General features: G+C 64.3%; 24 protein-coding genes. 23 read left to right on the plus strand and 1 reads right to left on the minus strand.

The features are described 5' to 3' along the window. Nucleotides 1-2: 2 nt before the first annotated feature. Nucleotides 3-1,151 (plus strand): NAD-dependent epimerase/dehydratase family protein, encoded by a 1,149-nt coding sequence (locus AACI_RS06610; protein WP_012810694.1) that lies wholly within the window; start codon nt 3-5, stop codon nt 1,149-1,151. Nucleotides 1,152-1,159: 8 nt separating this feature from the next. Next, nucleotides 1,160-2,311, plus strand: coding sequence for a glycosyltransferase family 4 protein (locus AACI_RS06615; protein WP_174260453.1), 1,152 nt, complete (start codon nt 1,160-1,162; stop codon nt 2,309-2,311). 11 nt (nt 2,312-2,322) lie between these two features. Here the strand turns inward: AACI_RS06615 and AACI_RS06620 are convergent, their stop codons facing one another. Then, nucleotides 2,323-3,687, minus strand: coding sequence for an amidase (locus AACI_RS06620; protein WP_012810696.1), 1,365 nt, complete (start codon nt 3,685-3,687; stop codon nt 2,323-2,325). Nucleotides 3,688-4,038: 351 nt separating this feature from the next. Here AACI_RS06620 and rsmD point away from each other — a divergent pair, with 351 nt between their 5' ends. From rsmD to trmD, 21 genes are all read left to right on the plus strand, one after another. Then, nucleotides 4,039-4,593, plus strand: coding sequence for a 16S rRNA (guanine(966)-N(2))-methyltransferase RsmD (gene rsmD / locus AACI_RS06625; RefSeq protein WP_012810697.1), 555 nt, complete (start codon nt 4,039-4,041; stop codon nt 4,591-4,593). An 11-nt stretch (nt 4,594-4,604) separates the two neighbouring features. Further along, nucleotides 4,605-5,102: a pantetheine-phosphate adenylyltransferase gene (coaD, locus tag AACI_RS06630; protein WP_008340523.1), complete on the plus strand. Its 498-nt coding sequence runs from the start codon at nt 4,605-4,607 to the stop codon at nt 5,100-5,102. Beyond that, nucleotides 5,095-5,904 carry a patatin-like phospholipase family protein gene (locus AACI_RS06635; RefSeq protein ID WP_041707396.1) on the plus strand — a complete coding sequence of 270 codons (810 nt, stop codon included), beginning with the start codon at nt 5,095-5,097 and terminating at the stop codon, nt 5,902-5,904. Before coaD ends, AACI_RS06635 begins: the two co-directional genes overlap by 8 nt. Before the next feature lie 57 nt (nt 5,905-5,961). Further along, complete coding sequence (locus AACI_RS06640; RefSeq protein ID WP_245530739.1) at nt 5,962-6,453, plus strand: YceD family protein; 492 nt, start codon at nt 5,962-5,964, stop codon at nt 6,451-6,453. A gap of 36 nt (nt 6,454-6,489) precedes the next feature. Next, nucleotides 6,490-6,666: a 50S ribosomal protein L32 gene (gene rpmF, locus AACI_RS15925; protein ID WP_008340528.1), complete on the plus strand. Its 177-nt coding sequence runs from the start codon at nt 6,490-6,492 to the stop codon at nt 6,664-6,666. Between the two features lie 194 nt (nt 6,667-6,860). Then, nucleotides 6,861-7,490 (plus strand): transcription factor FapR, encoded by a 630-nt coding sequence (gene fapR, locus AACI_RS06645; protein ID WP_245530740.1) that lies wholly within the window; start codon nt 6,861-6,863, stop codon nt 7,488-7,490. Next, nucleotides 7,487-8,521, plus strand: coding sequence for a phosphate acyltransferase PlsX (gene plsX, locus AACI_RS06650; RefSeq protein ID WP_012810700.1), 1,035 nt, complete (start codon nt 7,487-7,489; stop codon nt 8,519-8,521). Before fapR ends, plsX begins: the two co-directional genes overlap by 4 nt. Further along, on the plus strand, nt 8,518-9,477 hold the full coding sequence (fabD, locus tag AACI_RS06655; RefSeq protein WP_012810701.1) for an ACP S-malonyltransferase: 960 nt from the start codon (nt 8,518-8,520) through the stop codon (nt 9,475-9,477). Before plsX ends, fabD begins: the two co-directional genes overlap by 4 nt. Continuing rightward, nucleotides 9,470-10,210, plus strand: a complete 741-nt coding sequence (gene fabG, locus AACI_RS06660) for a 3-oxoacyl-[acyl-carrier-protein] reductase (RefSeq protein ID WP_012810702.1) — start codon at nt 9,470-9,472, stop codon at nt 10,208-10,210. Before fabD ends, fabG begins: the two co-directional genes overlap by 8 nt. A gap of 24 nt (nt 10,211-10,234) precedes the next feature. Beyond that, the gene (gene acpP / locus AACI_RS06665) at nt 10,235-10,474 is read left to right on the plus strand and encodes an acyl carrier protein (RefSeq protein ID WP_008340535.1); all 240 of its coding nucleotides are present in this window, start codon (nt 10,235-10,237) and stop codon (nt 10,472-10,474) included. A 70-nt stretch (nt 10,475-10,544) separates the two neighbouring features. After that, complete coding sequence (gene fabF, locus AACI_RS06670; protein WP_012810703.1) at nt 10,545-11,786, plus strand: beta-ketoacyl-ACP synthase II; 1,242 nt, start codon at nt 10,545-10,547, stop codon at nt 11,784-11,786. Between the two features lie 116 nt (nt 11,787-11,902). Next, entirely contained in the window at nt 11,903-12,628 is a 726-nt protein-coding gene (gene rnc / locus AACI_RS06675; RefSeq protein WP_008341642.1) for a ribonuclease III, read from the plus strand. Then, nucleotides 12,609-16,181, plus strand: coding sequence for a chromosome segregation protein SMC (smc, locus tag AACI_RS06680; RefSeq protein ID WP_012810704.1), 3,573 nt, complete (start codon nt 12,609-12,611; stop codon nt 16,179-16,181). The genes rnc and smc overlap by 20 nt, the downstream gene beginning before the upstream one ends. A gap of 33 nt (nt 16,182-16,214) precedes the next feature. Next, a complete protein-coding gene (ftsY, locus tag AACI_RS06685) occupies nt 16,215-17,135 on the plus strand; it encodes a signal recognition particle-docking protein FtsY (RefSeq protein ID WP_012810705.1) in 921 nt (306 codons plus the stop codon). A gap of 38 nt (nt 17,136-17,173) precedes the next feature. Further along, entirely contained in the window at nt 17,174-17,563 is a 390-nt protein-coding gene (gene ylxM, locus AACI_RS06690; protein ID WP_041707397.1) for a YlxM family DNA-binding protein, read from the plus strand. Next, complete coding sequence (gene ffh, locus AACI_RS06695) at nt 17,541-18,980, plus strand: signal recognition particle protein (RefSeq protein WP_012810707.1); 1,440 nt, start codon at nt 17,541-17,543, stop codon at nt 18,978-18,980. The genes ylxM and ffh overlap by 23 nt, the downstream gene beginning before the upstream one ends. A gap of 26 nt (nt 18,981-19,006) precedes the next feature. Continuing rightward, a complete protein-coding gene (gene rpsP / locus AACI_RS06700) occupies nt 19,007-19,282 on the plus strand; it encodes a 30S ribosomal protein S16 (RefSeq protein ID WP_012810708.1) in 276 nt (91 codons plus the stop codon). A gap of 53 nt (nt 19,283-19,335) precedes the next feature. Next, the gene (locus tag AACI_RS06705) at nt 19,336-19,593 is read left to right on the plus strand and encodes a KH domain-containing protein (RefSeq protein WP_342626161.1); all 258 of its coding nucleotides are present in this window, start codon (nt 19,336-19,338) and stop codon (nt 19,591-19,593) included. Continuing rightward, on the plus strand, nt 19,590-20,012 hold the full coding sequence (locus AACI_RS06710) for a YlqD family protein (protein WP_012810710.1): 423 nt from the start codon (nt 19,590-19,592) through the stop codon (nt 20,010-20,012). Before AACI_RS06705 ends, AACI_RS06710 begins: the two co-directional genes overlap by 4 nt. After that, on the plus strand, nt 20,009-20,542 hold the full coding sequence (gene rimM / locus AACI_RS06715) for a ribosome maturation factor RimM (RefSeq protein WP_012810711.1): 534 nt from the start codon (nt 20,009-20,011) through the stop codon (nt 20,540-20,542). Before AACI_RS06710 ends, rimM begins: the two co-directional genes overlap by 4 nt. 22 nt (nt 20,543-20,564) lie before the next feature. Beyond that, entirely contained in the window at nt 20,565-21,317 is a 753-nt protein-coding gene (gene trmD, locus AACI_RS06720; RefSeq protein WP_041708058.1) for a tRNA (guanosine(37)-N1)-methyltransferase TrmD, read from the plus strand. The last annotated feature ends 179 nt before the right edge of the window (nt 21,318-21,496 follow it).

Genomic DNA, 21,496 nt, shown 5'->3' on the forward strand with positions numbered 1-21,496 from the left:
ACGTGAAGATTATCATTGCTGGCGGTGACGGGTTTTGTGGATGGCCGACGGCGCTCCATTTCTCCGAGCGCGGACATGAAGTGGCCATCGTGGACAACTGCATCCGCCGCGAGTGGGACAAAGAACTCGGGACCCGCTCGCTGACGCCCATCGCCACCATTCAGGAGCGTCTGGCGGCTTGGAAGGAAATCTCGGAAAAAGACATCAAGCTGTATTACGGCGACCTGCAAGATTATGAGTTTGTTCGCCACGTCTTCGAGGACTTCGAGCCGGAGGCGTTTGTCCACTTCGCCGAGCAGCGCTCGGCTCCGTACTCGATGATCGATCGCGATCACGCCGTGTTCACGCAGGTGAACAACGTGGTGGGCACGCTCAACGTCCTCTTTGCCATCAAAGAGACGGTACCCGACTGCCACCTCATCAAATTGGGTACAATGGGCGAGTACGGAACCCCCAACATCGACATCGAAGAGGGGTACATTCGGATTCAGCACAAGGGGCGCGAGGACGTCCTGCCGTATCCGAAGCAGCCCTTCTCGTTCTATCACCTTTCGAAGGTGCACGACAGCCACAACATCATGTTTACGTGCAAGGCGTGGGGCATCCGTGCGACGGATCTGAACCAAGGCGTGGTGTACGGACTCTGGACGGACGAGACACGCCGAGACGAAAGGCTGTACAACCGCGTCGACTATGACGGCGTGTTTGGGACCGCGCTCAACCGATTCTGCGTGCAGGCTGCGGTCGGTCATCCGCTTACGGTCTACGGAAAAGGCGGACAGACGCGCGCGTTCCTGGATATTCGAGACACGCTGCAGTGCATCGAGCTCGCGGCGCTCCATCCCGCGGATCGCGGCGAATTCCGCGTGTTCAACCAGTTCACGGAGCAGTTCTCCGTGCTGCAGCTGGCCGAGCGCGTGCAGAAGGTGGCTCGCGAGATGGGGCTCGATGCGAACATCGAGCATCTGCCCAATCCGCGCGTCGAGAAGGAGGAGCATTACTACAACGCCGTCCACACCAAGCTTCTCGACCTCGGCCTGAAGCCGCACTATCTGTCGGACGAGCTCATTCGCGAGCTCATCCAGACCGCCGAGCGGTATCGCGATCGCGTCGATTTCGACGTGATCCGCCCGAAAGTGACCTGGAGGTAACGGTGAGCATGAGGATCGCGATGTTTACGGAGACGTTTCTGCCGTCGACCGACGGGATCGTCACCAGGCTCTGTGCAACGCTGAAATACTTGGAGCGCGAGGGCCACGAGGTGCTGCTGTTCGCCCCGTCGGGATCGCCGGAGACCTACGCTTCCGCAACCATCGTCGGGATCCCTGCGATGCCGTTCATCCTGTATCCAGAAAAGCGATACTCGTTGCCGCTGCCGCGCATCGGCAAACATCTGCGGGCGTTTCGGCCGGATCTCATCCACGTGGTGAATCCGGCGTTCCTCGGCATCGGGGGCATCTACTACGCGTGGAAGTCTCATCTGCCGCTGGTGGCCTCGTATCACACCAACGTGCCGGCCTACGCTCGCCACTACAAGCTGGAGTTTCTCGAGCCCCTGTTGTGGTGGTACTTTCGGACGCTGCACAACCGGGCTCACCTGAACCTCGCCACGTCTCGCGCGACGCTGCGAGAGCTGGAGCGCCAGGGGTTTCAGAATCTGGAGCTCTGGGAGCGCGGCGTGGACGTGGAGCTGTTCCGAAATGCTCCGTACAGCGAGGAGATGCGCCGCCGCCTGGCGCCCGAAGCGAAGCCGGGCGATCGCGTCCTGCTGTACGTGGGGCGCTTGGCGTCGGAAAAGAATATCGAGCGCATGCGCCCGGTCCTGGACGCCATCCCGGATCTGCACCTCGCCATCGTCGGCGACGGCCCGCACCGCCCTGAACTCGAGCGCGTGTTCGCCGGGACGCGGACCCACTTCACCGGATACCTCCATGGGGAGGAGTTGGCGCAGGCGTATCGCGCCGCGGACGCCTTCTTGTTTCCGTCGACCACTGAGACGCTCGGGCTGGTCTTGTTTGAGGCGATGGCGGCCGGCCTTCCCATCGTGGCGGCGGACAGCCCGCCCACGCGCGAGGTCCTCGAGGACGGCCGGGCGGGATTCATCTTCGATCCCGATTCGACCGAGTCCCTCATCGCGACCGTCGATCTCGTGATGCGGGACGAAGCGAGGCGAGAGGCGGTCAGACAGCGCGGCTTGGCCATCGCGGAGCAGCTGGATTGGGAGGGGCCGAGCAAGCAACTGCTCGGTCACTACGAGCGAGTCTTGCAGTCGTTCAGCGTCGTCGCGGGCGCCGTCACCGGCACCCGCTGACGGCGCCTTTCTTATGGCAGGTGGGAGGCGATGTCCGCCTCGATCCGGCGGGCGATGCGAAGGAGACGGGCGTCGCCGCCAGGTTTCCCCACAATCTGAAGCCCCATCGGCAAGCCCGACACTTGGCCGGCCGGGATCGAGATGGCCGGCGCCCCCGACAGATTCCATGGATTCGTGAATCGCGTGAGGAGCGGCCGCACAGCGCGCTCTTCCCCATGGATCCACACCGCCTTCTCCCCAATGCGCGTCGCCGGAATGGGCGTCGTCGGCAGAAGGATGCAGTCGTACCGGGCGAACACCTCGCGGATGGCATCCCGGAACCGGGCTCGAAAGCGCAAACTCTCCGCGTAGGAGGCCGTGTCCACGCGCGCGCCGTCTTCCAGGCGCTCCCGGACGTCCGCGCCGTACGCGTCTCTGTGCTCCGCGAGCCACGCCCGATGCGTCGCGTACGCTTCCGCACCCAAAATGTTCGCCTGATGCCGGGCGATCTCGTCGGCATCCAGGTCGATGGATCCGGCAAGCTCGATGGTGCCCCGGCTTTGTAGGACGTGGGTGAGCCCCTCAAACCACGCGGAGACCTCGGGTGACGCAAACCGGCTGACCAAGCCTGGAATCACGGCGACCCGAAGGCGCCCGGCGGGCGATGGAGGCGAAAGCCATGTGTCGGGATCGATGCCTGCCATGACCGCGGTGACGATGGCCGCGTCCTCGACGGAGTTTGCGAGCGTGCCGACGTGATCGAGCGTCGGGGCGAGCGGGAGCACGCCGTCCGTGGGAACGAGGCCGTACGATGGCTTGAATCCGACACATCCCGTGAGCGCGGCCGGAATGCGAACGCTGCCGCCGGTGTCGGTGCCCACGCTGGCCTGCGCCATGCCGCCCACGACAGAGGCGGCGCTGCCGCCGCTGGAGCCGCCGGTGATCCGGCTTGGGTCGCGCGGGTTGCGCGCAGGCCCAAAGTGCGGATTCTCGTTGGTCACGCCAAAGGCGAATTCGTGCAGGTGAGCTTTCCCGATGATGAGCGCGTGCGCGCGCTGGAGCCTCGCGACGCACAGCGCGGTGCGATCCGGCACGTGCTCTCGGAACCGGCCATGCCCGTACGTCGTCGGGAGAAACGAGGTGTCGATGAGGTCTTTCACGCTGATGGGGATACCCGCGAGCGTACCCAGACCTTCGGGAAATCGCGCGGCCAGTTGGTCGATCGCACTCGCGTGTTGGCGGCTCATCTCGGTCGCCACGCAGAGGAAAGCGTTCAGCCGCCCATTTTCGCGCTCGATGGCGGCGAGCCACTGCGCGAGCGAGGCCGATGCGGAGAGGCCCCGGCCCAGTTGGGCCACTTGCTGGCGAATGGTGGGGCTGTTGAGTGACAACGCCATCGCCTCCGTCCTCCAAGGCTCTACGTGCAGGAAACGTGCCTAGGACGATTATAGCGGACGCGCGCCGGGACATGCGGGGCAAGGACAGGTCTGGACATGAAACAGGCCCCGCGCCCGGGTTTGCGCGAGGCCCTGCGTCAGAATCGCCTGACGCGTTCTGGGAGAGGAGAAACCGGAGGAAGAGTGGATGGGGATCGCCTCTTCGCACTCGGTTGCCACAACAGCTGTCGCCGTTGTCGTTCACAGAATGTCCAAAAGCAGGAACGGATATACGTCCCGTTGGCGCTTGCTCCTCGTTGTGATACGTTGTTGCAGAGAAAGGTGGCCTGGCCACCCGAGAGGAGATCAAGCATGCGGGTCATTGCGGGCAGGTGGCGCGGCATCTCGCTCGAGTCGCCGAGGGGCAGTGCGGTCCGGCCCACGACGGATCGCGTCAAGGAGTCGATGTTCAACCTGATTCCGCACCAGTTGGAGGGACTCGTCATCGACCTGTTCGCCGGGACGGGAGCCCTTGGCATCGAGGCGCTGAGCCGGGGCGCATCGCGGGCCATCTTTGTCGACAAGGATCCTCGTTCGGCGCGGCTCGTGCGCCGCAATCTGGACCGCGTCGGCGCCGCGTCTCAGGCGGAGGTCTGGGTGCTGGACTGGGCGCGCGCTCTACGGCGCTTCGAGGCGTCGGGGGAAGTCGCCGCGTACGTGTTCGTGGATCCGCCATATCAGGAGCAGCTGTGGATTCCCGTGCTTCGCGCCCTTCCGGCCGCCCGCGTTTCCGGGGCCGTCGTGTGCGAGGCGCCCGCCTCGCTCGACCTGCCTGAGCAGGTGGGCGACTTTGTGCTGCAGAAGTCGCGCCAATACGGCGACATCGCGGTTCGGATTTACAAGGGCCGATCTGGCGTAGAGATATAGGAGGGGTTTTCATGCGCAAAGCCGTGTACCCTGGAACGTTTGATCCCATCACGCTCGGGCATGTGGACGTGATCGCGCAGGTCGCACCGCTCTTCGACGAACTCGTGGTCGCGGTCTTGCACAATCCTTCGAAGCGCCCTTGGTTCGACCTCGACGAGCGGCTCGACATGATCCGGGAGGCCGTCCTTCCCTATCCCCACGTGCGCGTGGACGCGTTCAGCGGCCTCTTGGTGGACTACTGCCGCTCGTCCGGAATTGAGTGCGTCGTACGCGGGGTGCGCAATCACGTCGACCTGCAGAACGAGATGGCCATGGCGCAAATGAACCGGGCGCTGTACGCCGATCTCGTCACGCTGTTTGTCCCGACCTCGCCCGAGTGGTCGTTCGTGAGCTCGTCGCTCGTGAAGGACGTGGCGATGCACGGGGGCGACGTGTCGCGGTTTGTGACGCCGCGGGTGGCCGACGCGCTTGCCGCGCGCGCGGGAGGATTGGCGAATCGCCATGTCTGACAAGGCGCGGGCGCGGGACAACGTCAAGGTCGGGGTGGCCCTGGGCTCTGGCGGCGCCAAGGGGTTCGCGCACATCGGCGTGTTGCTTGCCCTCGCCGAGCACGGCGTTCCTGTGCACGCCATCGCCGGTTCGAGCATGGGGGCGCTGGTGGCGGGCGTGTACGCGATGGGGGTGCCACCGCGCGTGATGCGCGCCCTCGCCGTCAACCTGAGGCGGCGGCATTGGCTGGATTTCACCGTCCCCAAGATGGGCTTCATCCAGGGGGAAAAGGTGCGCACCGTGGTGGCCACCATGACCCGCCAGGGGACCTTCGCCGATACGGCCATCCCGCTCGCCATCGTGGCGACCGATCTCATAAAGCGCCGGTTGGTGGTGTTCCGATCCGGCCTCATTGCTGACGCCGTCCGGGCGAGCATTTCGATCCCTGGCGTGTTTGTCCCCGTCGTGCGCGATGGCGCCGTGTACGTCGACGGAGGCGTGCTCGAGCGCGTCCCTGTGCAGGCGTGCTGGGACCTCGGCGTCGATCTCGTCATCGCCGTGGACGTCGGCGTGACGCCGAGAGGCACGCCGCCCACCTCCGCCATGGACGTGATCATGCAGAGCCTCGAGCTGATGCAGGACGAAGCGCTGCGCGCGCGCGACCGAGGCGCAAGCCTGACGCTCGTGCCGGAGGTTTCTCACATCGGGACGGCGCAGCTTCAGCGCGCAGCCGAGGCCATCGATCTCGGCTATCAGGCGGCGGTGGCGCAGTTGGACCGGATCTGGGATGCCATTGACCGCGCGGGCGCCTTTGTGTCATAACAGCAGTGTCGGCGTCGGCTGGCGCGGCAGAAAGGGGCTCATGGTATGAACATCGACGTGGAACGATTGAAAGAAGAGGGCGAGCTCGATCTCGCCGAAATCGTGTCGCTGCCGCGCATCGCTCGGGAAGTGGTGGACATCGAATCGCTGGACGACGTCAACGTCCGCCTGCACGCGACCTATCACCACCCCTACGTGGTCGTGCGCGGCGAACTGGACACCGTGGTTCACTATGTGTGCGCCCGCTGTCTCGCGGAGTTCGCGCGTCCCTTGAGCGCGCCCTTTCATGAGCGATACACGACCGACGAGCACAAGGCGGAGGACGAGGTGCGATTTGTCGGGGACGAGATGGTGGATGTCACGCCGGAACTGGAGCAGGCCATTTTTCTCGCCATCGACAACCGCCCGCTCTGCAAGGAGACGTGTCAAGGCTTGTGTCCGGTGTGCGGGCGCGATCGCAACGTGGAGGCGTGCGGCTGCGACGTGCGGCCCATCGATCCGAGGCTGGAGGCGCTGAAGGGCTTGCTTTCCGACCATGGTTCGGAGTAAGATAGTGCGCGGTACGCGGAAAAGGGGGTGGGTTCTGTGGCGGTCCAACAACACCGGGTGTCGAAGACGAGAAAGCGCAAGCGCCGTACGCACTTCAAGCTGGAGCAGCCGACGCTGGTCACCTGTCCCCAGTGTGGTGAATACAAGCTTCCGCATCATGCGTGCACGAGCTGCGGTACGTACAAAGGGCGAGTCGTTCTGTCGGTCAAGTGAGCGAAAGGTCTAGAGGCTGTCCGTCACCGCGCAGGGAACCGCGGGTGTGGACAGCCTCTTTTCGCATCATCCGACGGAGGCCGCCCGCATTCGACGGATTGCAACATAGACGGGCGCGCCAATTCTCGGTATCATGATGAGGTGTACTCGGTGGGAATCTTCGTCTCGGCGCGGGCGCGCCGGGTGAAAGAGGCATGGATAACCGGAACGTGATGGGTCGAAAGAGGGTATCTGCGCTGAAAAAATCGGAGCGCCGGTATGCGCTTGTGGCACTCCTGGAACAGAATCCGTTTGCGACCGACGAACAGTTGGCAGAACAATTTGGCGTGAGCGTCGCGACGATTCGGCTGGATCGCAGCGCGCTGCACATTCCTGAGGTTCGCGAGCGCATCCGGCGGATGGCTTCGGATCGGCAGGACCAGGTGCGTTCGCTCGACGAGCAGGATCTGATTGGGCGCCTCACGAAGCTCGAGTTGAACCGTCACGCCGAATCGGAGTTGACGATTCAGATAAATCACGTGTTCAAGCGCACGCAGATCGTGCGCGGCCACGTCCTCTTCGCGCAAATCAATTCCCTCGCTGTCGCGGTGATGGATGCGGACTTCGCAGTGACGGCCAAGACGGAACTGCGGTTTCTGCGCCCCGTGCGCCTGGGGGAGACGGTGCGAGCAAGAGTCGACGTGATCGGAGAACACGGCGGGATCGTGCGCTGCAGGGCGGTGAGCCACGTGGGCCACGATACCGTGGTGGAAGGTGTGATTTGGGTGTACAAAGATCCTTCCCACGCTGGGGTGCAGTCGATGAACGAGGGGGAAACCGAGTGATCACGATGGCCGTGGACGCGATGGGCGGCGACTACGCTCCGGAGGCCCCGATGGAAGCGCTGTGCCAGGCTGCGACTCAGTACACCGACACGAAGTTCATCGTGATCGGCGACGAGGCGCGGATTCGGGAGTTGGGAGGGGCGAGGCTGCCCGACAATGTCGAGGTGCGCCACACCGACGTGGTGATTGCGGGGGACGAAGAACCCGTCAGGGCCGTACGGCGAAAGCCAAACTCGTCGCTCGTGATGGCCGCCACGTTGGTGGCGAACAAAGAGGCGGACGTGATGGTCTCTGCAGGCAACACGGGGGCCATCATGGCGGCGGGAACGCTCATCATCGGGCGCTTGCCCGGGGTGGAGCGGCCGGCTCTCGCTCCCATTTTGCCGACGTTCGACGGGCGAGGGGTCCTGTTGCTCGACGCCGGCGCGACGATGGACGCTTCGGCGGAAAACTTGTTGAGCTACGCGTACATGGCGGATGCTTACGTGCGTCACGTCTTGGATATCGAGAAGCCTCGCATCGCGCTGTTGAACGTGGGCACGGAGGACTCCAAGGGCAACGCGGTTGTGAAGCAGGCCTTCGCGCTCTTGTCTCAGTCACCCTTGAACTTTATTGGCAACATCGAGGCGCGCGAAATGATGGCGGGATGCGCCGATGTCGTGGTCTGCGACGGGTTTGTCGGAAACGTCGTACTGAAGTTGGCGGAGGGCATTGGCCTCGGCCTGTTTTCCGACATCCGCACCGTCTTGACCCAGACGATGAGCGGCAGACTCGCGGCGCTGCTTGTGGGGAAGCGGCTGCGCCAAATGCGAGCTCGGTACGACTGGGCCGAGCATGGCGGCGCGCCGTTCCTCGGCGTGAACGGCGGCTGTTTCAAAGCCCACGGCAGCAGCAACGCGCGGGCGTGGTTCATGGCCATCACCCAGGCCCGAAAGTTCATCGCGAACGATCTCCTGCACAAGCTGACGGTGGCCATGGGTGAACGGCACGTGTCCGTGCCGAATTCCGAACTCGGAGAGGGTCGAACATGAACGTCGCATTCGTGTTTCCAGGACAAGGCGCCCAGTACGTCGGCATGGGGCGAGCCATCTTTGACGAGTATCCCGTGGCGCGCGCGCTTCTCGAGGAAGCCGACGAGGCGCTCGGCATGAAATTGTCGGACATCATCTTCGAGGGTCCCGAGGACACGCTTCGCCTCACCTATTACACGCAGCCCGCCCTTCTGACGGTCAGTGTGGCCGTGTGGCGCGCCCTGGTTGATCGCGTCGATATTCAGCCGCTCGCGGTGGCCGGCCACAGCCTCGGCGAATACTCGGCGCTCGTCGCGGCCAAGAGCATTTCCTTCGCGGACGCGGTGAAACTCGTGTATCAGCGCGGAAAGCTGATGGACGAGGCGTATCCGGCGGGGCAGGGCACCATGGCGGCGGTCCTGGGGCTCGACGAGGAGCCGCTTCGAGAGGTGTGCAAGCGCGCGAGCGAGGAAACGGGCGAGATTGTCGAGTTGGCGAACGTGAACTGCCCTGGGCAGATTGTCATTTCGGGGGCCAAGGCCGCCGTGGAACGCGCCTCTCTTCTGGCGAAGGAGGCCGGAGCTCGCCGAGTGATGCCCCTCAACGTCAGCGGGCCGTTTCACTCGAGCCTGATGCAGCCAGCCGCCGATCGGCTGGGGGCGCTCCTCGACGAGATCGAGTTTGCGGACGCCGAGACGCCCGTGGTGGCGAACGTGGACGGGCATCCGCGGCGGATGGCGTCCGATCTGCGCGATGCGCTGAAGAAGCAACTCGTGATGCCGGTCCGCTTCGTGGACTGCGTGCTGTCGATGAAGCGATTGGGCGTGGATTGCGTCGTGGAGTTGGGGCCCGGGACGGTGCTCAGCGGGCTGGTGCGCAAAATCGACAAGTCGCTTGAGACGGCCCACGCCGAGGATCCGGCGACGCTGGATGAGGTGTGCGCGCTGTTGACGCGTGGAGGTGAAAGCGGTGAGTGAGGCTCGGGTGGCGCTTGTCACCGGTGCGTCGCGCGGCATCGGGCGGGCCATCGCGCTCGAACTCGCGGCGGAGGGCCGCGACGTGATCGTGAATTATCGCAGCGGGGCGGACCTTGCTGCGGAGGTCGTTCGCGCCATTGAGGGGATGGGGCGCCGCTCCGTCGCCATTCAGGCGGACGTCTCGAAGCCCGAGGAAGCGAAGCGGCTCGTGGCGGAGGGGTTGGCGGCGATGGGCCGGATCGACATCCTGGTCAACAACGCCGGCATCACGCGCGACGGCCTGTTGGTGCGAATGAGCGACGACGATTTCAACCAGGTCCTTGACACGAACCTGCGCGGCGCGTTTTATTTGATTCGCGAGGTTGCGCGGCCGATGATGAAGGCGAGATGGGGGGCCATCGTGAACATCACCTCCGTGGTGGGGCTCATGGGCAACGCCGGCCAAGCGAACTATGCGGCGGCGAAGGCGGGGCTCGTCGGCCTGACGAAGGCCACCGCGAAAGAGCTCGCGCCTCGCAACATCACGGTCAATGCCGTCGCCCCAGGGTACATCGACACCGATATGACGCGCGAGCTGGGCGAGGACCGGATGCGGGACCTCTTGGCGCACATCCCGCTCGGGCGGACGGGGCAGGCGGACGAGGTGGCGTACGCGGTCGCCTTCCTGACGTCGGAGAAAGCCCGTTACATCACGGGCCAAGTGGTCGCTGTCGACGGCGGCATGGCCATGTAGTATACTGCAAAAGGAGGTGAGACGATGGCAAACGACGTGTTTGAACGCGTGAAGAAGATCATTGTCGATCGACTGAATGTCGATGAGGATAAGGTGACTTTGGACGCGACGTTCAAGGACGATCTCGGTGCGGACTCGCTGGATATCGTCGAACTCATCATGGAGCTGGAAGACGAATTCGATATGGAGATCTCCGATGAGGATGCTGAAAAAATCAGCACGGTCGGCGATGTGGTTACATACATCGAGCAGCACCAGGGATGATGTGCGAAATCTGGGTAGCATAGTCCCCGTGCGCGAGCCGGGGCTTTATGCTATGTAGGGGGGTGAATCCATGGCACGACGCGTGGTGGTGACGGGGCTTGGGGTCGTCTCGCCAGTCGGCAACAGCGTCCCTGCGTTTTGGGACAGCCTGCTTTCGGGCAGGTCGGGCGTTCGCGAGATCGATCGGTTCGACACCTCCGAATACCCCTGCAAGATCGCCGGCTTGGTGAACGACTTTGACCCAGAGCGCTATATCGACAAGAAGGAACTTCGGCATATGGACCTGTTCACGCAGTACGCCCTGTATGCGGCGTACGAGGCCATCCTTCAGTCCAAGCTCGAGATTACGGACGAAAACCGGGATCGGATTGGCGTGTACATCGGTTCCGGCATCGGCGGCATCAGCACGACGCTGTCGAACTACCGGACGCTCATCGAGCGCGGGCCGAAGCGCGTGAGCCCGTTCCTGGTGCCGATGATGATCAGCGATATGGCTTCTGGACAAGTCTCGATCGAATTCGGCGTGCGTGGCCCGAACAGCTCCCCCGTATCCGCGTGTGCGACCGGATCGCACGCGATCGGCGATGCGTATAAGATCATCCAACGCGGTGCGGCCGATGTGATGATTGCGGGCGGCGCTGAGGCCGCGGTGGTCGATCTTGCGCTGGCCGGCTTTTGCAACATGAAGGCCCTGTCTACGCGCAACGACGAACCGCAGCGCGCCAGCCGGCCGTTCGACAAAGATCGCGACGGCTTCGTGATGGGCGAAGGCGCCGGTATCCTCGTTCTTGAGGCGCTGGATCACGCCTTGGCGCGCGGCGCCACCATTTTGGCCGAGATCTGCGGCTACGGCATGTCCGGCGATGCGTACCACGTCACGGCGCCGGACCCGGAGGGCGACGGCGCGTATCGGGCGATGAAAGCCGCGCTCGAGGACGCCGGGCTCTCGCCGACGGACGTCGACTACATCAACGCGCACGGGACGAGCACCGAGTACAATGACCGCATCGAGACGTACGCAGTGAAGCGCTTGTTCGGCGATCACGCCTACAAGCTCGCGATGAGCTCCATCAAATCGATGACAGGTCATCTGCTCGGCGCGGCCGGCGGCGTGGAGGCCGTGGCGTGCGTGATGACGCTGGTCGACGGCGTGATTCCGCCGACGATCAACTACGAGACGCCGGATCCCGACTGCGATCTCGACTACGTCCCGAATCAGGCCCGACGGGCCGACGTCAACGTGGTGCTCTCGAACTCGTTCGGGTTCGGCGGACACAACGCGTGCTTGGTCTTCCGCAAGTACGAGCCTTGAGTCCGCAAGAGAGAGAAGCCCCTGGCCTGCCCGGGGGCTTTTTACCATGAGGGCTTTGAGGGACCGCCTCAGGCACGAGACGGCGCCTCAAAGCCCCCAAGGGGGAGAGGAAAGGATTGCAGAGCAAGTGGCTTGAACTCCAGGGGTTGCTGAATCTTCAGTTCAACGATGTGAACCTTCTCAAACAGGCTTTCACGCACGCCTCGTACCGCAACGAGCATCGCAAACTGCACGTCGAGGACAATGAGCGCCTCGAATTTTTAGGCGACGCCGTTCTCGAGCTCGTGGTGAGCGACTTTTTATACCGCACGTACCCCAAGATGCCCGAGGGCGAGCTGACGCGCATGCGCGCCGCCATCGTCTGCGAGGCGTCGCTGGTCCGCTTCGCGAAACGGCTGTCGTTCGACCAGTACATCCGCCTCGGCCGGGGCGAGGAGCGCAGCGGCGGGCGTTCTCGCCCGGCTCTCCTGGCCGACGTGTTCGAGGCGTTCCTTGGGGCTCTGTACCTGGACCAGGGCCTGGAGGCCGTGCGGCAGTTCGTCCACACCCACATGGTGCCGTATCTCCCCGACGTGTCCGCTGGCCTCGACTACAAGACGGCGCTGCAGGAACTCGTGCAACAGCGCCACCAGACGCCTGTGCGGTACGTCATCGTGGAAGAGCGCGGGCCCGCGCATGCGCGCGAGTTCGTGGTGCAGGTGGAGCTGGGCGGCGAAGTTCGCGGCGTCGGGATCGGCCGTTCCAAGAAGGAGGCGGAGCAGCAGGCTGCGGCGATGGCCCTGGCCTCGCTGTCCGAAGAACGCTCGGAGGAGCGTGTCACCGGTGTATCTCAAACAGATTGACATCCTCGGGTTCAAGTCGTTTGCCGACAAGACCCAGATCGTCCTGTCTCCGGGCATCACGGCCATCGTGGGCCCGAATGGGAGCGGCAAGAGCAACATCGCCGACGCGCTCCGCTGGGTCTTGGGCGAGCAAAGCGTCCGAAATCTGCGCGGCAGCAAGATGGAGGACGTGATCTTCGCAGGCAGTGAACTGCGCAAGGCCACCAATTTGTGCGAAGTGTCGATCACGCTCGACAACACGGACCATCACCTACCCGTGACGTTCGAAGAGGTGACCATCACCCGGCGCGCGTTCCGGTCGGGCGAGAGCGAATATTGGATCAACCGCCAACCTTGCCGCCTCAAGGACATCCACGAGCTATTCATGGACACGGGGCTCGGCCGCGAGGCGTATTCCATCATCGGGCAGGGCAAGATCGAGGAAATGTTGTCCACGCGGCCGGAGGACCGTCGGGGGCCGTTCGAGGACGCGGCCGGGATCGTGAAGTTCAAGCATCGGCGCAAAGAGGCCGAGCGAAAGCTGGAGGAGACGGCCGCGAATTTGGTGCGCGTCGACGACATCCTCGCGGAACTCGAAGCTCAACTTGGCCCGCTTGCGGAGGCGCGGCGGATCGCAGAGCGGTATCAGGCGCTGTCGGACGAAATCGAGGAGACGGAGATCGCGCTGCTCGTCGTCGAGATCGATCGGCTGCACGACCGGTACGAGCAGTTGAAGCGCCAGGTGGCTCGCGAGGAAGCAGCGCGGAACGAGGCACAGGAGCGCTTGCGCCTCAGCGAGGAGGCATGGAAGGCGCGACGGCAGGCGCTGAACGAGGCCACGGCGCGGCTCGAATCGCTGCAGCAGCAGTACGTGGAGGTGGTCGAGGCCCGGCAAAAGGCAGAAGGGTCGCTCGCACTTGCGGAGGAGCGACTCGCAGCCCTCGCACAGCGCGCGGAAGATCGGCGCAGGCGCAGGGAGGAGTTGGCGCGCGATCTCGCCGAACTTGAGGCCGCCATGGAGGCGGTCGCGCGGGCCGAGGCGGAGGCCGCCGCGGCGCTCGGGGAGAGACAACACCTGCTGGCGGACGCGCGCCAGCGGGCGGACGATGCGAGGCGGCTCGAACTGGCGGACGAGATCGACCGCTTGAGTGGGGAACTCATCGACGCCAATCATCGTGCGGCTGCGCTTCGCAACGAGTGGAAGACGCTCGAGGAGAAGTTTCAGGCGGGCGCACTGCGGCACGAGCGATTTGAAGAAGAGGCAGCGCGAATTGAGGCCGAGCGAGACCGCGTCGAGGCGGGTAAGCAGGAGCGCGCGCAGCGGGCGGAGGAGATCAGGCGCGAACTGGACGAACTCGAGCGCCAATTGGCCGCATTGGAGGCCGAGCGGGAACAGGCCGCGTCCGACGAGGCGCAGGCCGTTTCCGCGTGGCACCGCCTGCAGGCGGATGTGCAGGGACTGTCGAGCCGCCTGGAGTTGTTGCGCGATCTCGAGGCGGGGTACGACGGCTACGCGCACGGCGTGCGCATGGTGCTTCAGCAAGCGAGGCGCGGGGCGCTCAAGGGCGTGTGCGGCTCCGTCGCCGAGCTGATTCGCGTGGATCGAACGTACGAGCTGGCCGTGGAAACGGCCCTGGGCGGCGCGCTGCAGAACGTGGTCGTCGAGACGGAGCAAGACGCGATGGATGCGATTCGCCTGTTGAAGGCCCGCCAAGGCGGCCGAGCGACATTCATCCCGCTTGACGTCGTTCGATCGCGGCGAATGGAGGACGGGCTCGTGTCGCGCGCGGCTGCAGAGCCCGGTTTCCTTGGGCTCGCGAGCGATCTCGTCTCGTTCGACGAGCGCTTCCGCCACGCGGTCGAACACTTGCTTGGCAACGTGGTCATCGCACAGGATCTCGAGCGCGCGAGCCGCATCGCGCGGACGCTGAACCACCGCTTTCGCGTCGTCACGCTGGAAGGCGACGTCATCGCGCCGGGCGGCCTGATGACCGGCGGTCACGTGAACCGCAAGGGGCCGGGGCTACTCGGCCGCCAACGCGAACGCGAGGATTTGGAGAACAAGCTGAAGGCGCTCGAGGCCGAGCGAGCGCGTTTGAGCGCTCGCCAGAAGGAGCTTCGGGCGCGCGTCGTCGAACTCGGGCGCGAACGGGATCGCCTCGAGGCGGAGCGAGCGGTGCGCCTGGGTCATCTGAAACAGTTCGAGAACGAGGAGCGGCAGGCGGACTTTCAGCTCAAGACCTTGGCCGAGCGCATGGAAGCCCTCGACTGGGAGCGCGAAGCGCTGGCCGCGGACCGCTCGCAGATCGAACGGCGCAAAGCAGAGGTCCGGGATTTGTTGGCGGAAGCCGAGGACGAAGTGACGCAGCTCACCGCCGCCATCGCGGAGCGCCGAGATCGCCTCGCAGCCCTGGAATCGGAGCTCGCGGAGGCGAAAGAGCGGCTCACGGGGCTTCGGATTGAGGTGGCGACGCTCGAGCAGGAGCGAGAGAATCTGGCGCAGCGGATGGCGGAGTTGCGCGAGCGGAAGGCGCGGCTCGAGCGCGTCCATGCGGAGATGGCCAAGGAGGAGGCCCGCGATGAGGCGGAGGCTGCGCGCCTTGCGGCAGCGCGCGAATCGGAGCGCGCCGAGGCCTTGCGCCTGGCGGAGGAACTGGATACGCTCGAACAAACGCTGGCCGCGGCCCGTCAAGCGCGACATGAACTGGAGGCAGAAGCTCGCGAGCTCGAGGAGGACGTGCGGCGGAAGCGGCGTGCCGCCGAGGAGCAGGAGGCCACTCTCCAGCGCGCCCTCGTCGCCGTGGAGCGCGCCGACGCCGATCTCTCCCATGCGCTCGCGAAGATGGGCGAACAATTCGGCATGACCTACGAGTGGGCCAAGGAGCGGTATCCCCTTCAGGGCACCGTGGCGGAGACGGAACGGCGGCTGGAGTCGCTGCGCCGCGAGCGCGCTTCCCTCGGTGACGTGAACCTCGGCGCCATTGAGGAGCACGAGCGACTGTCGGAACGGGTCCGGTTCCTCACGGAGCAACGGGACGATCTCGTCGCAGCCCGCCAGCAGCTGGAGCAGCTGATCGACGAGATCGATCAAGAAATGGCAGAACGGTTCATGGAGACGTTTCAGCAGATCCGCGCGGAGTTTGGCAAGGCGTTTCACAGCCTGTTTCAAGGAGGCGAGGCGGATCTGGTGCTGACCAATCCCGAGGATCCTCTGACGACGGGCATCGAAGTGGTGGCGAAGCCGCCGGGCAAGAAGTTGCAGAACCTCAACCTTCTCTCGGGCGGCGAGCGCGCGCTGACCGCGATGGCCCTTCTGTTTGCCATCCTGCGCGTGCGGCCAGTCCCGTTCTGTGTCTTGGACGAGGTCGAGGCGGCGCTCGACGAGGCGAACGTGGCCCGCTTCGCCCACGAGCTTCGCTTGCTTGCCGCCGACACCCAGTTCATCGTGATCACGCACAGGCGAGGTACGATGGAGGAGGCGGACGCGCTGTACGGCGTGACGATGCCCGAACGCGGGGTGTCGTCGCTGGTGAGCGTGCGTTTGAGCGACGAGATCGACTACGAAACGGCGTAGGGCGCATGAGGCTTTGCGAAGGGAGATAAGGCGTTGGGGCTATTCGATCGATTCCGAAAGGGACTTGAGAAATCGCGCGCGGCGATGGCCGACAGGCTGTTGTCGGTGTTCCGCGGCCGGCGGTTGGACGACTCCGTGTTTGAGGAGATGGAGGAGACGCTCATCCTGTCCGACGTCGGCGTGGATACCGCCGTGGAATTGGTGGAGGCCATCCGGCGCGAGGCGCGCAGGCGGCGCATCGAGCGCGCGGAAGATCTGCCCGACGTCATGGTCGACGTCATGGTGGAGTTTTTGGGTCCGCCCGCTGAGATGGCGGAGAACCCGGACGGTCCGACGGTCGTGCTCGTGGTCGGGGTCAACGGCGCCGGGAAGACGACCACGATTGGCAAGCTCGCGCATGCGTACAAGAGCCAGGGCAAGCGCGTCATCCTCGCGGCCGCCGACACGTTCCGGGCTGCGGCCATCGAGCAGCTGATGGTGTGGGGCGAGCGGGTCGGCGTCGACGTCGTGCGCCATGCGCAGGGCTCGGATCCCGCCGCCGTGGTGTACGACGCCATTCAGGCGGCGAAGGCTCGGCGGTGCGATCTCGTCATCTGCGATACGGCGGGGCGACTGCAGAACAAGGCGCATCTGATGAATGAGCTCGCCAAAATCCGGAAGGTCGCCGAGCGGGAACTCCCCGGCGCGCCGCACGAGGTGCTTCTCGTCATCGACGGTACCACGGGGCAGAACGGCCTCGTGCAGGCGCGCGTGTTCAAGGAAGTCGTTCGCGTGACCGGCATCGTGGTGACCAAGCTCGACGGCACGGCCAAGGGCGGGATCGTGTTCCCCATCGTCCGCGAGGAAGGGATCCCGGTCAAGTGGATCGGGCTTGGGGAAGGCATGGACGATCTTCAGCCTTTCGACCCGCGGATGTTCGCGGAGGCGATCTGCCGCCCTGAGACACGGGTGTAAAGGAGATTTGCTTGACAGTGGCTGAAAACCCGGATAGTATGAGAGACGTCACGCGCGTGGGCGATCTGTACGCCTTTTACGAGCCGCTTCTCACGGAGCGTCAGCGGCAGATTGTGGAACTGTACCACTTTGAGGATATGTCTCTCGGCGAGATCGCCGAGATCTTGTCCATCAGCCGGCAGGCGGTTCACGATCAGCTTCGCCGTGTCGAAGATCAACTCGAGTCGTACGAAGCAGCGCTTCACCTCCGGGAACTCGCGCGGGCGGAGCGGAAGGCGTGGGAGCAGATGGTGTCCGCGTGGCGCGAGGCGGCCGCGTACGTGCCCGAAGAGGTGAGGCGGCGCATGGACGACGCCATGCGCGCCATGGGGGCCACGGTTTCGATTCTGTTGGGAGGTGATGCGGATGTTCGAAAGCCTGTCGAATAACCTGCAGGCGGTCTTCCAGCGTCTGCGCGGAAGAGGCCGCCTGACTGAGGCGGACGTCGACGAGGCGATGCGCGAAATTCGCCGCGCGCTCCTCGCTGCGGACGTCAACGTCAAGGTCGTGCGAGATTTCGTCGATCGCGTGCGCGCTCGCGCGGTTGGGCAGGACGTGTTGAAGAGCCTGACGCCCGGCCAGCAGGTCGTGAAGATCGTCTATGAGGAACTGACGGAACTCATGGGCGGATCGCAGGCTCGCATCCGCATGGCGCCGAAGCCTCCCACCGTCGTCATGCTCGTCGGCCTCCAGGGCGCCGGGAAGACGACCACGGCGGCGAAACTCGCGCTCGCCTTCCACCAACAGAACCACCGGCCGCTGCTCGTGGCCGCCGACGTCTATCGCCCTGCGGCGGTCGACCAGTTGAAAGTGCTGGGCGCACAGATCGATGTGCCCGTCTTCTCCTTGGATGGGGCGGGTGCGGTCGAGATCGCGGAGGCGGGCCTTCGTGACGCAGAGCGGCGCGGTGCGGACGTGGTCATCGTGGACACCGCGGGGCGCCTGCACATCGACGACGCGCTCATGGCCGAACTGGAGTCGATGAAGAAGATCCTCGAACCTCACGAGATCCTCCTGGTCGTCGACGCCATGACGGGTCAGGACGCGGTGCACGTGGCGGAGGCGTTCCATCAGCGGCTGGAGGTCACCGGCGTCATCCTCACGAAGCTCGATGGCGACGCGCGCGGTGGCGCCGCGTTGACCGTTCGCGCGGCCACAGGCTGTCCCATCAAGTTCGTCGGCATGGGCGAGAAGATCGAGCCGCTGGAGCCGTTCCACCCGGAGCGCATGGCATCACGCATTTTGGGCATGGGCGACGTCCTGAGCCTGATCGAGCGGGCGCAGGAGCGGATCGACCTGGAAAAGGCGAAAGAGATGGAGGCGCGGATGCGATCCGCGAACTTCACGCTCGACGACTTTCAGGAGATGTTCCGCCAGGTTCGCAATCTCGGGCCGCTCGACCAGATCCTCAAGATGCTGCCAGGGATGAATCGGGTCAAGGGGCTGGAAAATCTCGATCTGAACGATCGGCGCTTTCGCCGGTTGGAGGCCATCATCTCGTCCATGACGCCCGAGGAGCGCCGGGATCCCAGTATTTTGAACGCGAGCCGCCGGCGCAGGATCGCAAACGGCAGCGGTACGACGGTGCGCGACGTGAACCAGTTGATCAACCAGTTCGAACAGGTTCGCGAGATGATGAAGCACCTGACAGGCGGCGGCAAGCGCGTGGGTCGCCGCCAGGCGATGAATGCGCTTCGGGCGATGGGAGGCGTCCCCGGACTCACCGGGGCCGGCTTACCTCCATTCGGGGGTGCCGAGGCCGGACCGCCGCGTGAACGCGTGCATCGTAAAAAAAAGAAGAAGTGAAACGTATCTGGGAGGTCGATGTTTTCATGGCGTTGAGGATTCGCTTGAAGAGGATGGGAGCCAAGAAGCGCCCCTTTTATCGCGTGGTGGTGGCTGAGGCGCGTTCGCCGCGCGACGGCCGGTTTGTGGAAGAGATCGGCACGTACAACCCATTGACGGATCCGGCTGAGATTCGGATCGACGAGGAGCGCGCGCTTCATTGGCTCCGCACGGGGGCGCAGCCGTCCGACCGCGTCCGCTATCTGTTCCACCTGCAGGGCATCCTGAAGAAGTTTCACGAGGAGAAATTTCAGAAGAAGTAATCTGCGGGCGGCCGTGTGCCGCCCTTCGGAGTGATCGATCCGTGCAGGATTTAGTGGAGTTCTTGTTCCGGTCATTAGTCACGCGGCCCGACGATGTGCGTGTGGAAGCTCGCCAAGAAGGAGACGTGACCACGTATCGGGTCACGGTGCACCCGGACGACGTGGGCCGCGTGATCGGGCGACAGGGTCGCATCGCCAATGCGGTGCGGAGCGTGGTGGGCGCGGCGGCACATCGCCAAGGCCGGCGCGTTCACGTCCTCATCGGATCGCAAGAAAGCAGTTTCAACGAGGATGCGGGGAGATCGCAATGAAAATTCGACAACCGGTAGCCGTCAAGTTCATCTTGACCGAAACAGCGAAGCAGCAGATCATTGCCGAACAGCGTCGGCAAATTGACCAAATTCAGAACGAACTTGAGCAGTTAGAGCAGCAGGGGAAGATCGCGATCGAGCAGGCGATGGCGCAAGGGGGCGAGATCGCCCAGCAGGTTCGCCAGCAGCTGGAAAATGAGCGCAGGGTGCGCGAGCAGCGGCGAGAAGAGTTGTTCCGGCAGATGCAGCAGATCCAGCAGCTGGAGCTCGGCACGGAGATTCAAAATATGACCGTCGAAACGGTGGTGGATGTCAAGCCGGGCGACGATTGGACCAAGGTGTTGCTCGGGGCGGAGATTATCGTGAAAGACGGGATCGTCGTCGAACTCCGCCAGAATGGGCAGCGGATCGAAGGGTGACGGCGTACTACACCGTGGGTGTGGTCACCAAGCCGCACGGCCTTCGCGGAGAGGTGCGCGTGTATCCGCGGACGGACTTTCCCGAGGAGCGATTTTCGCCGGGTTCCAGGTTGTGGCTGCGTCCGCCAGGATCCGAGCCAGTGGCGGAGCTCGAGGTGCGAAGCGGACGGCAGCACCAAAATCTGTGGATTGTCGGATTTAAGGGGTATCACGCGATCTCGGACGTCGAATCGTGGCGCGGCTATGAACTGTGCGTCCCGGAGGACATGCTCCACCCGCTCCCCGAGGGGGCGTACTACTATCATCAATTGGTCGGCCTTGAGGTGATCTCGGACGAAGGCGAGCCGCTCGGCGTCCTGGCCGAAGTGTGGACGCCAGGTGCCAACGATGTGTATGTCGTGCGGAAGCCGGGGCAGCCAGATCTGTTGCTCCCGGCGATTCGAGACGTGATTTTGTCGGTGGACCTCGAAGCGCGCCGTATGACGGTTCATCTTCTGCCTGGCCTTCGGGACGGCGAGGAGGACGAGTGACGTGCCGCTTCATGTCGTGGTCATGACCCTCTTTCCCGGCATGTTCACGGGCGTGCTCAGCGAGAGCATGTTGAAACGCGCCCAAGAGGCGGGTGCGCTGCGCGTGGAACTCGTCGATTTTCGCGAGTACGCGACGGATCGCCATCGGACAGTGGACGATGCGCCGTACGGCGGGGGAGCCGGCATGTTGCTCAAGCCGGATCCCATCTTTGCGGCGATGGACGATCTGCGGGCGCGTGTGGGTCAAGGGAGCCCGCCGGAGGAGCGGGTCATCTTGCTCAGTCCGTCTGGGCGGCGTTTCACGCAGGCGGTCGCGGAGGAATACGCCAAGAGCCAGCGACTCATCTTGCTGTGTGGCCACTATGAGGGATTCGACGATCGCGTCCGCCAGGGCCTTGCCACCGAGGAATTGTCGTTGGGAGACTTTGTGCTGACGGGCGGCGAGATCGCCGCCATGGCGGTCATCGACGCCGTCGCGCGGCTGCTTCCGGGCGTTCTCGGGAACGTGGCTTCGGCGGAGGACGAGTCGCACACGTCGGGCTTGCTCGAGTATCCACAGTTCACGCGGCCTGCTGAATTTCGGGGCATGCGTGTTCCGGCGACTCTCTTGTCCGGGCACCATCAGAATATTGAGATCTGGCGCCGGAAGCACGCGTTGTATCGCACGTGGAAATATCGGCCGGATCTTCTCCGAAATGCTCGGTTGTCCGAGCGAGATCGCGAATGGCTGCAAGGCTTTGCGGCCGGGGATTTTTCGGGGATCGATGTGTGGTGAACGCGGTTGTAGAACAAAGCCTCAGCAGGCGCAAGAGATAAGGCTGTATCCCAATGATGGCGCCTGCCGAGGCTGTGATACCCTACGATCCGTCGGGCATGGGTGTGAGGGCTGAAGCCTAAGCGGACGGGATGGCAAGTATAAAGCAAGGGCCGATGGGGCATCGTTTGGATGGGCGC

This window comes from Alicyclobacillus acidocaldarius subsp. acidocaldarius DSM 446 (assembly GCF_000024285.1).
Taxonomy (GTDB): domain Bacteria; phylum Bacillota; class Bacilli; order Alicyclobacillales; family Alicyclobacillaceae; genus Alicyclobacillus; species Alicyclobacillus acidocaldarius.

Coding starts and splice junctions, on each gene's coding strand:
- AACI_RS06615 (WP_174260453.1), top strand. CDS start 1,160: ATGAGGATCGCGATGTTTACGGAGACGTTTCTGCCGTCGACCGACGGG.
- AACI_RS06620 (WP_012810696.1), bottom strand. CDS start 3,687: ATGGCGTTGTCACTCAACAGCCCCACCATTCGCCAGCAAGTGGCCCAA.
- rsmD (WP_012810697.1), top strand. CDS start 4,039: ATGCGGGTCATTGCGGGCAGGTGGCGCGGCATCTCGCTCGAGTCGCCG.
- coaD (WP_008340523.1), top strand. CDS start 4,605: ATGCGCAAAGCCGTGTACCCTGGAACGTTTGATCCCATCACGCTCGGG.
- AACI_RS06635 (WP_041707396.1), top strand. CDS start 5,095: ATGTCTGACAAGGCGCGGGCGCGGGACAACGTCAAGGTCGGGGTGGCC.
- fapR (WP_245530740.1), top strand. CDS start 6,861: ATGGATAACCGGAACGTGATGGGTCGAAAGAGGGTATCTGCGCTGAAA.
- fabD (WP_012810701.1), top strand. CDS start 8,518: ATGAACGTCGCATTCGTGTTTCCAGGACAAGGCGCCCAGTACGTCGGC.
- acpP (WP_008340535.1), top strand. CDS start 10,235: ATGGCAAACGACGTGTTTGAACGCGTGAAGAAGATCATTGTCGATCGA.
- fabF (WP_012810703.1), top strand. CDS start 10,545: ATGGCACGACGCGTGGTGGTGACGGGGCTTGGGGTCGTCTCGCCAGTC.
- ylxM (WP_041707397.1), top strand. CDS start 17,174: ATGAGAGACGTCACGCGCGTGGGCGATCTGTACGCCTTTTACGAGCCG.
- ffh (WP_012810707.1), top strand. CDS start 17,541: ATGTTCGAAAGCCTGTCGAATAACCTGCAGGCGGTCTTCCAGCGTCTG.
- rpsP (WP_012810708.1), top strand. CDS start 19,007: ATGGCGTTGAGGATTCGCTTGAAGAGGATGGGAGCCAAGAAGCGCCCC.
- AACI_RS06710 (WP_012810710.1), top strand. CDS start 19,590: ATGAAAATTCGACAACCGGTAGCCGTCAAGTTCATCTTGACCGAAACA.
- trmD (WP_041708058.1), top strand. CDS start 20,565: ATGACCCTCTTTCCCGGCATGTTCACGGGCGTGCTCAGCGAGAGCATG.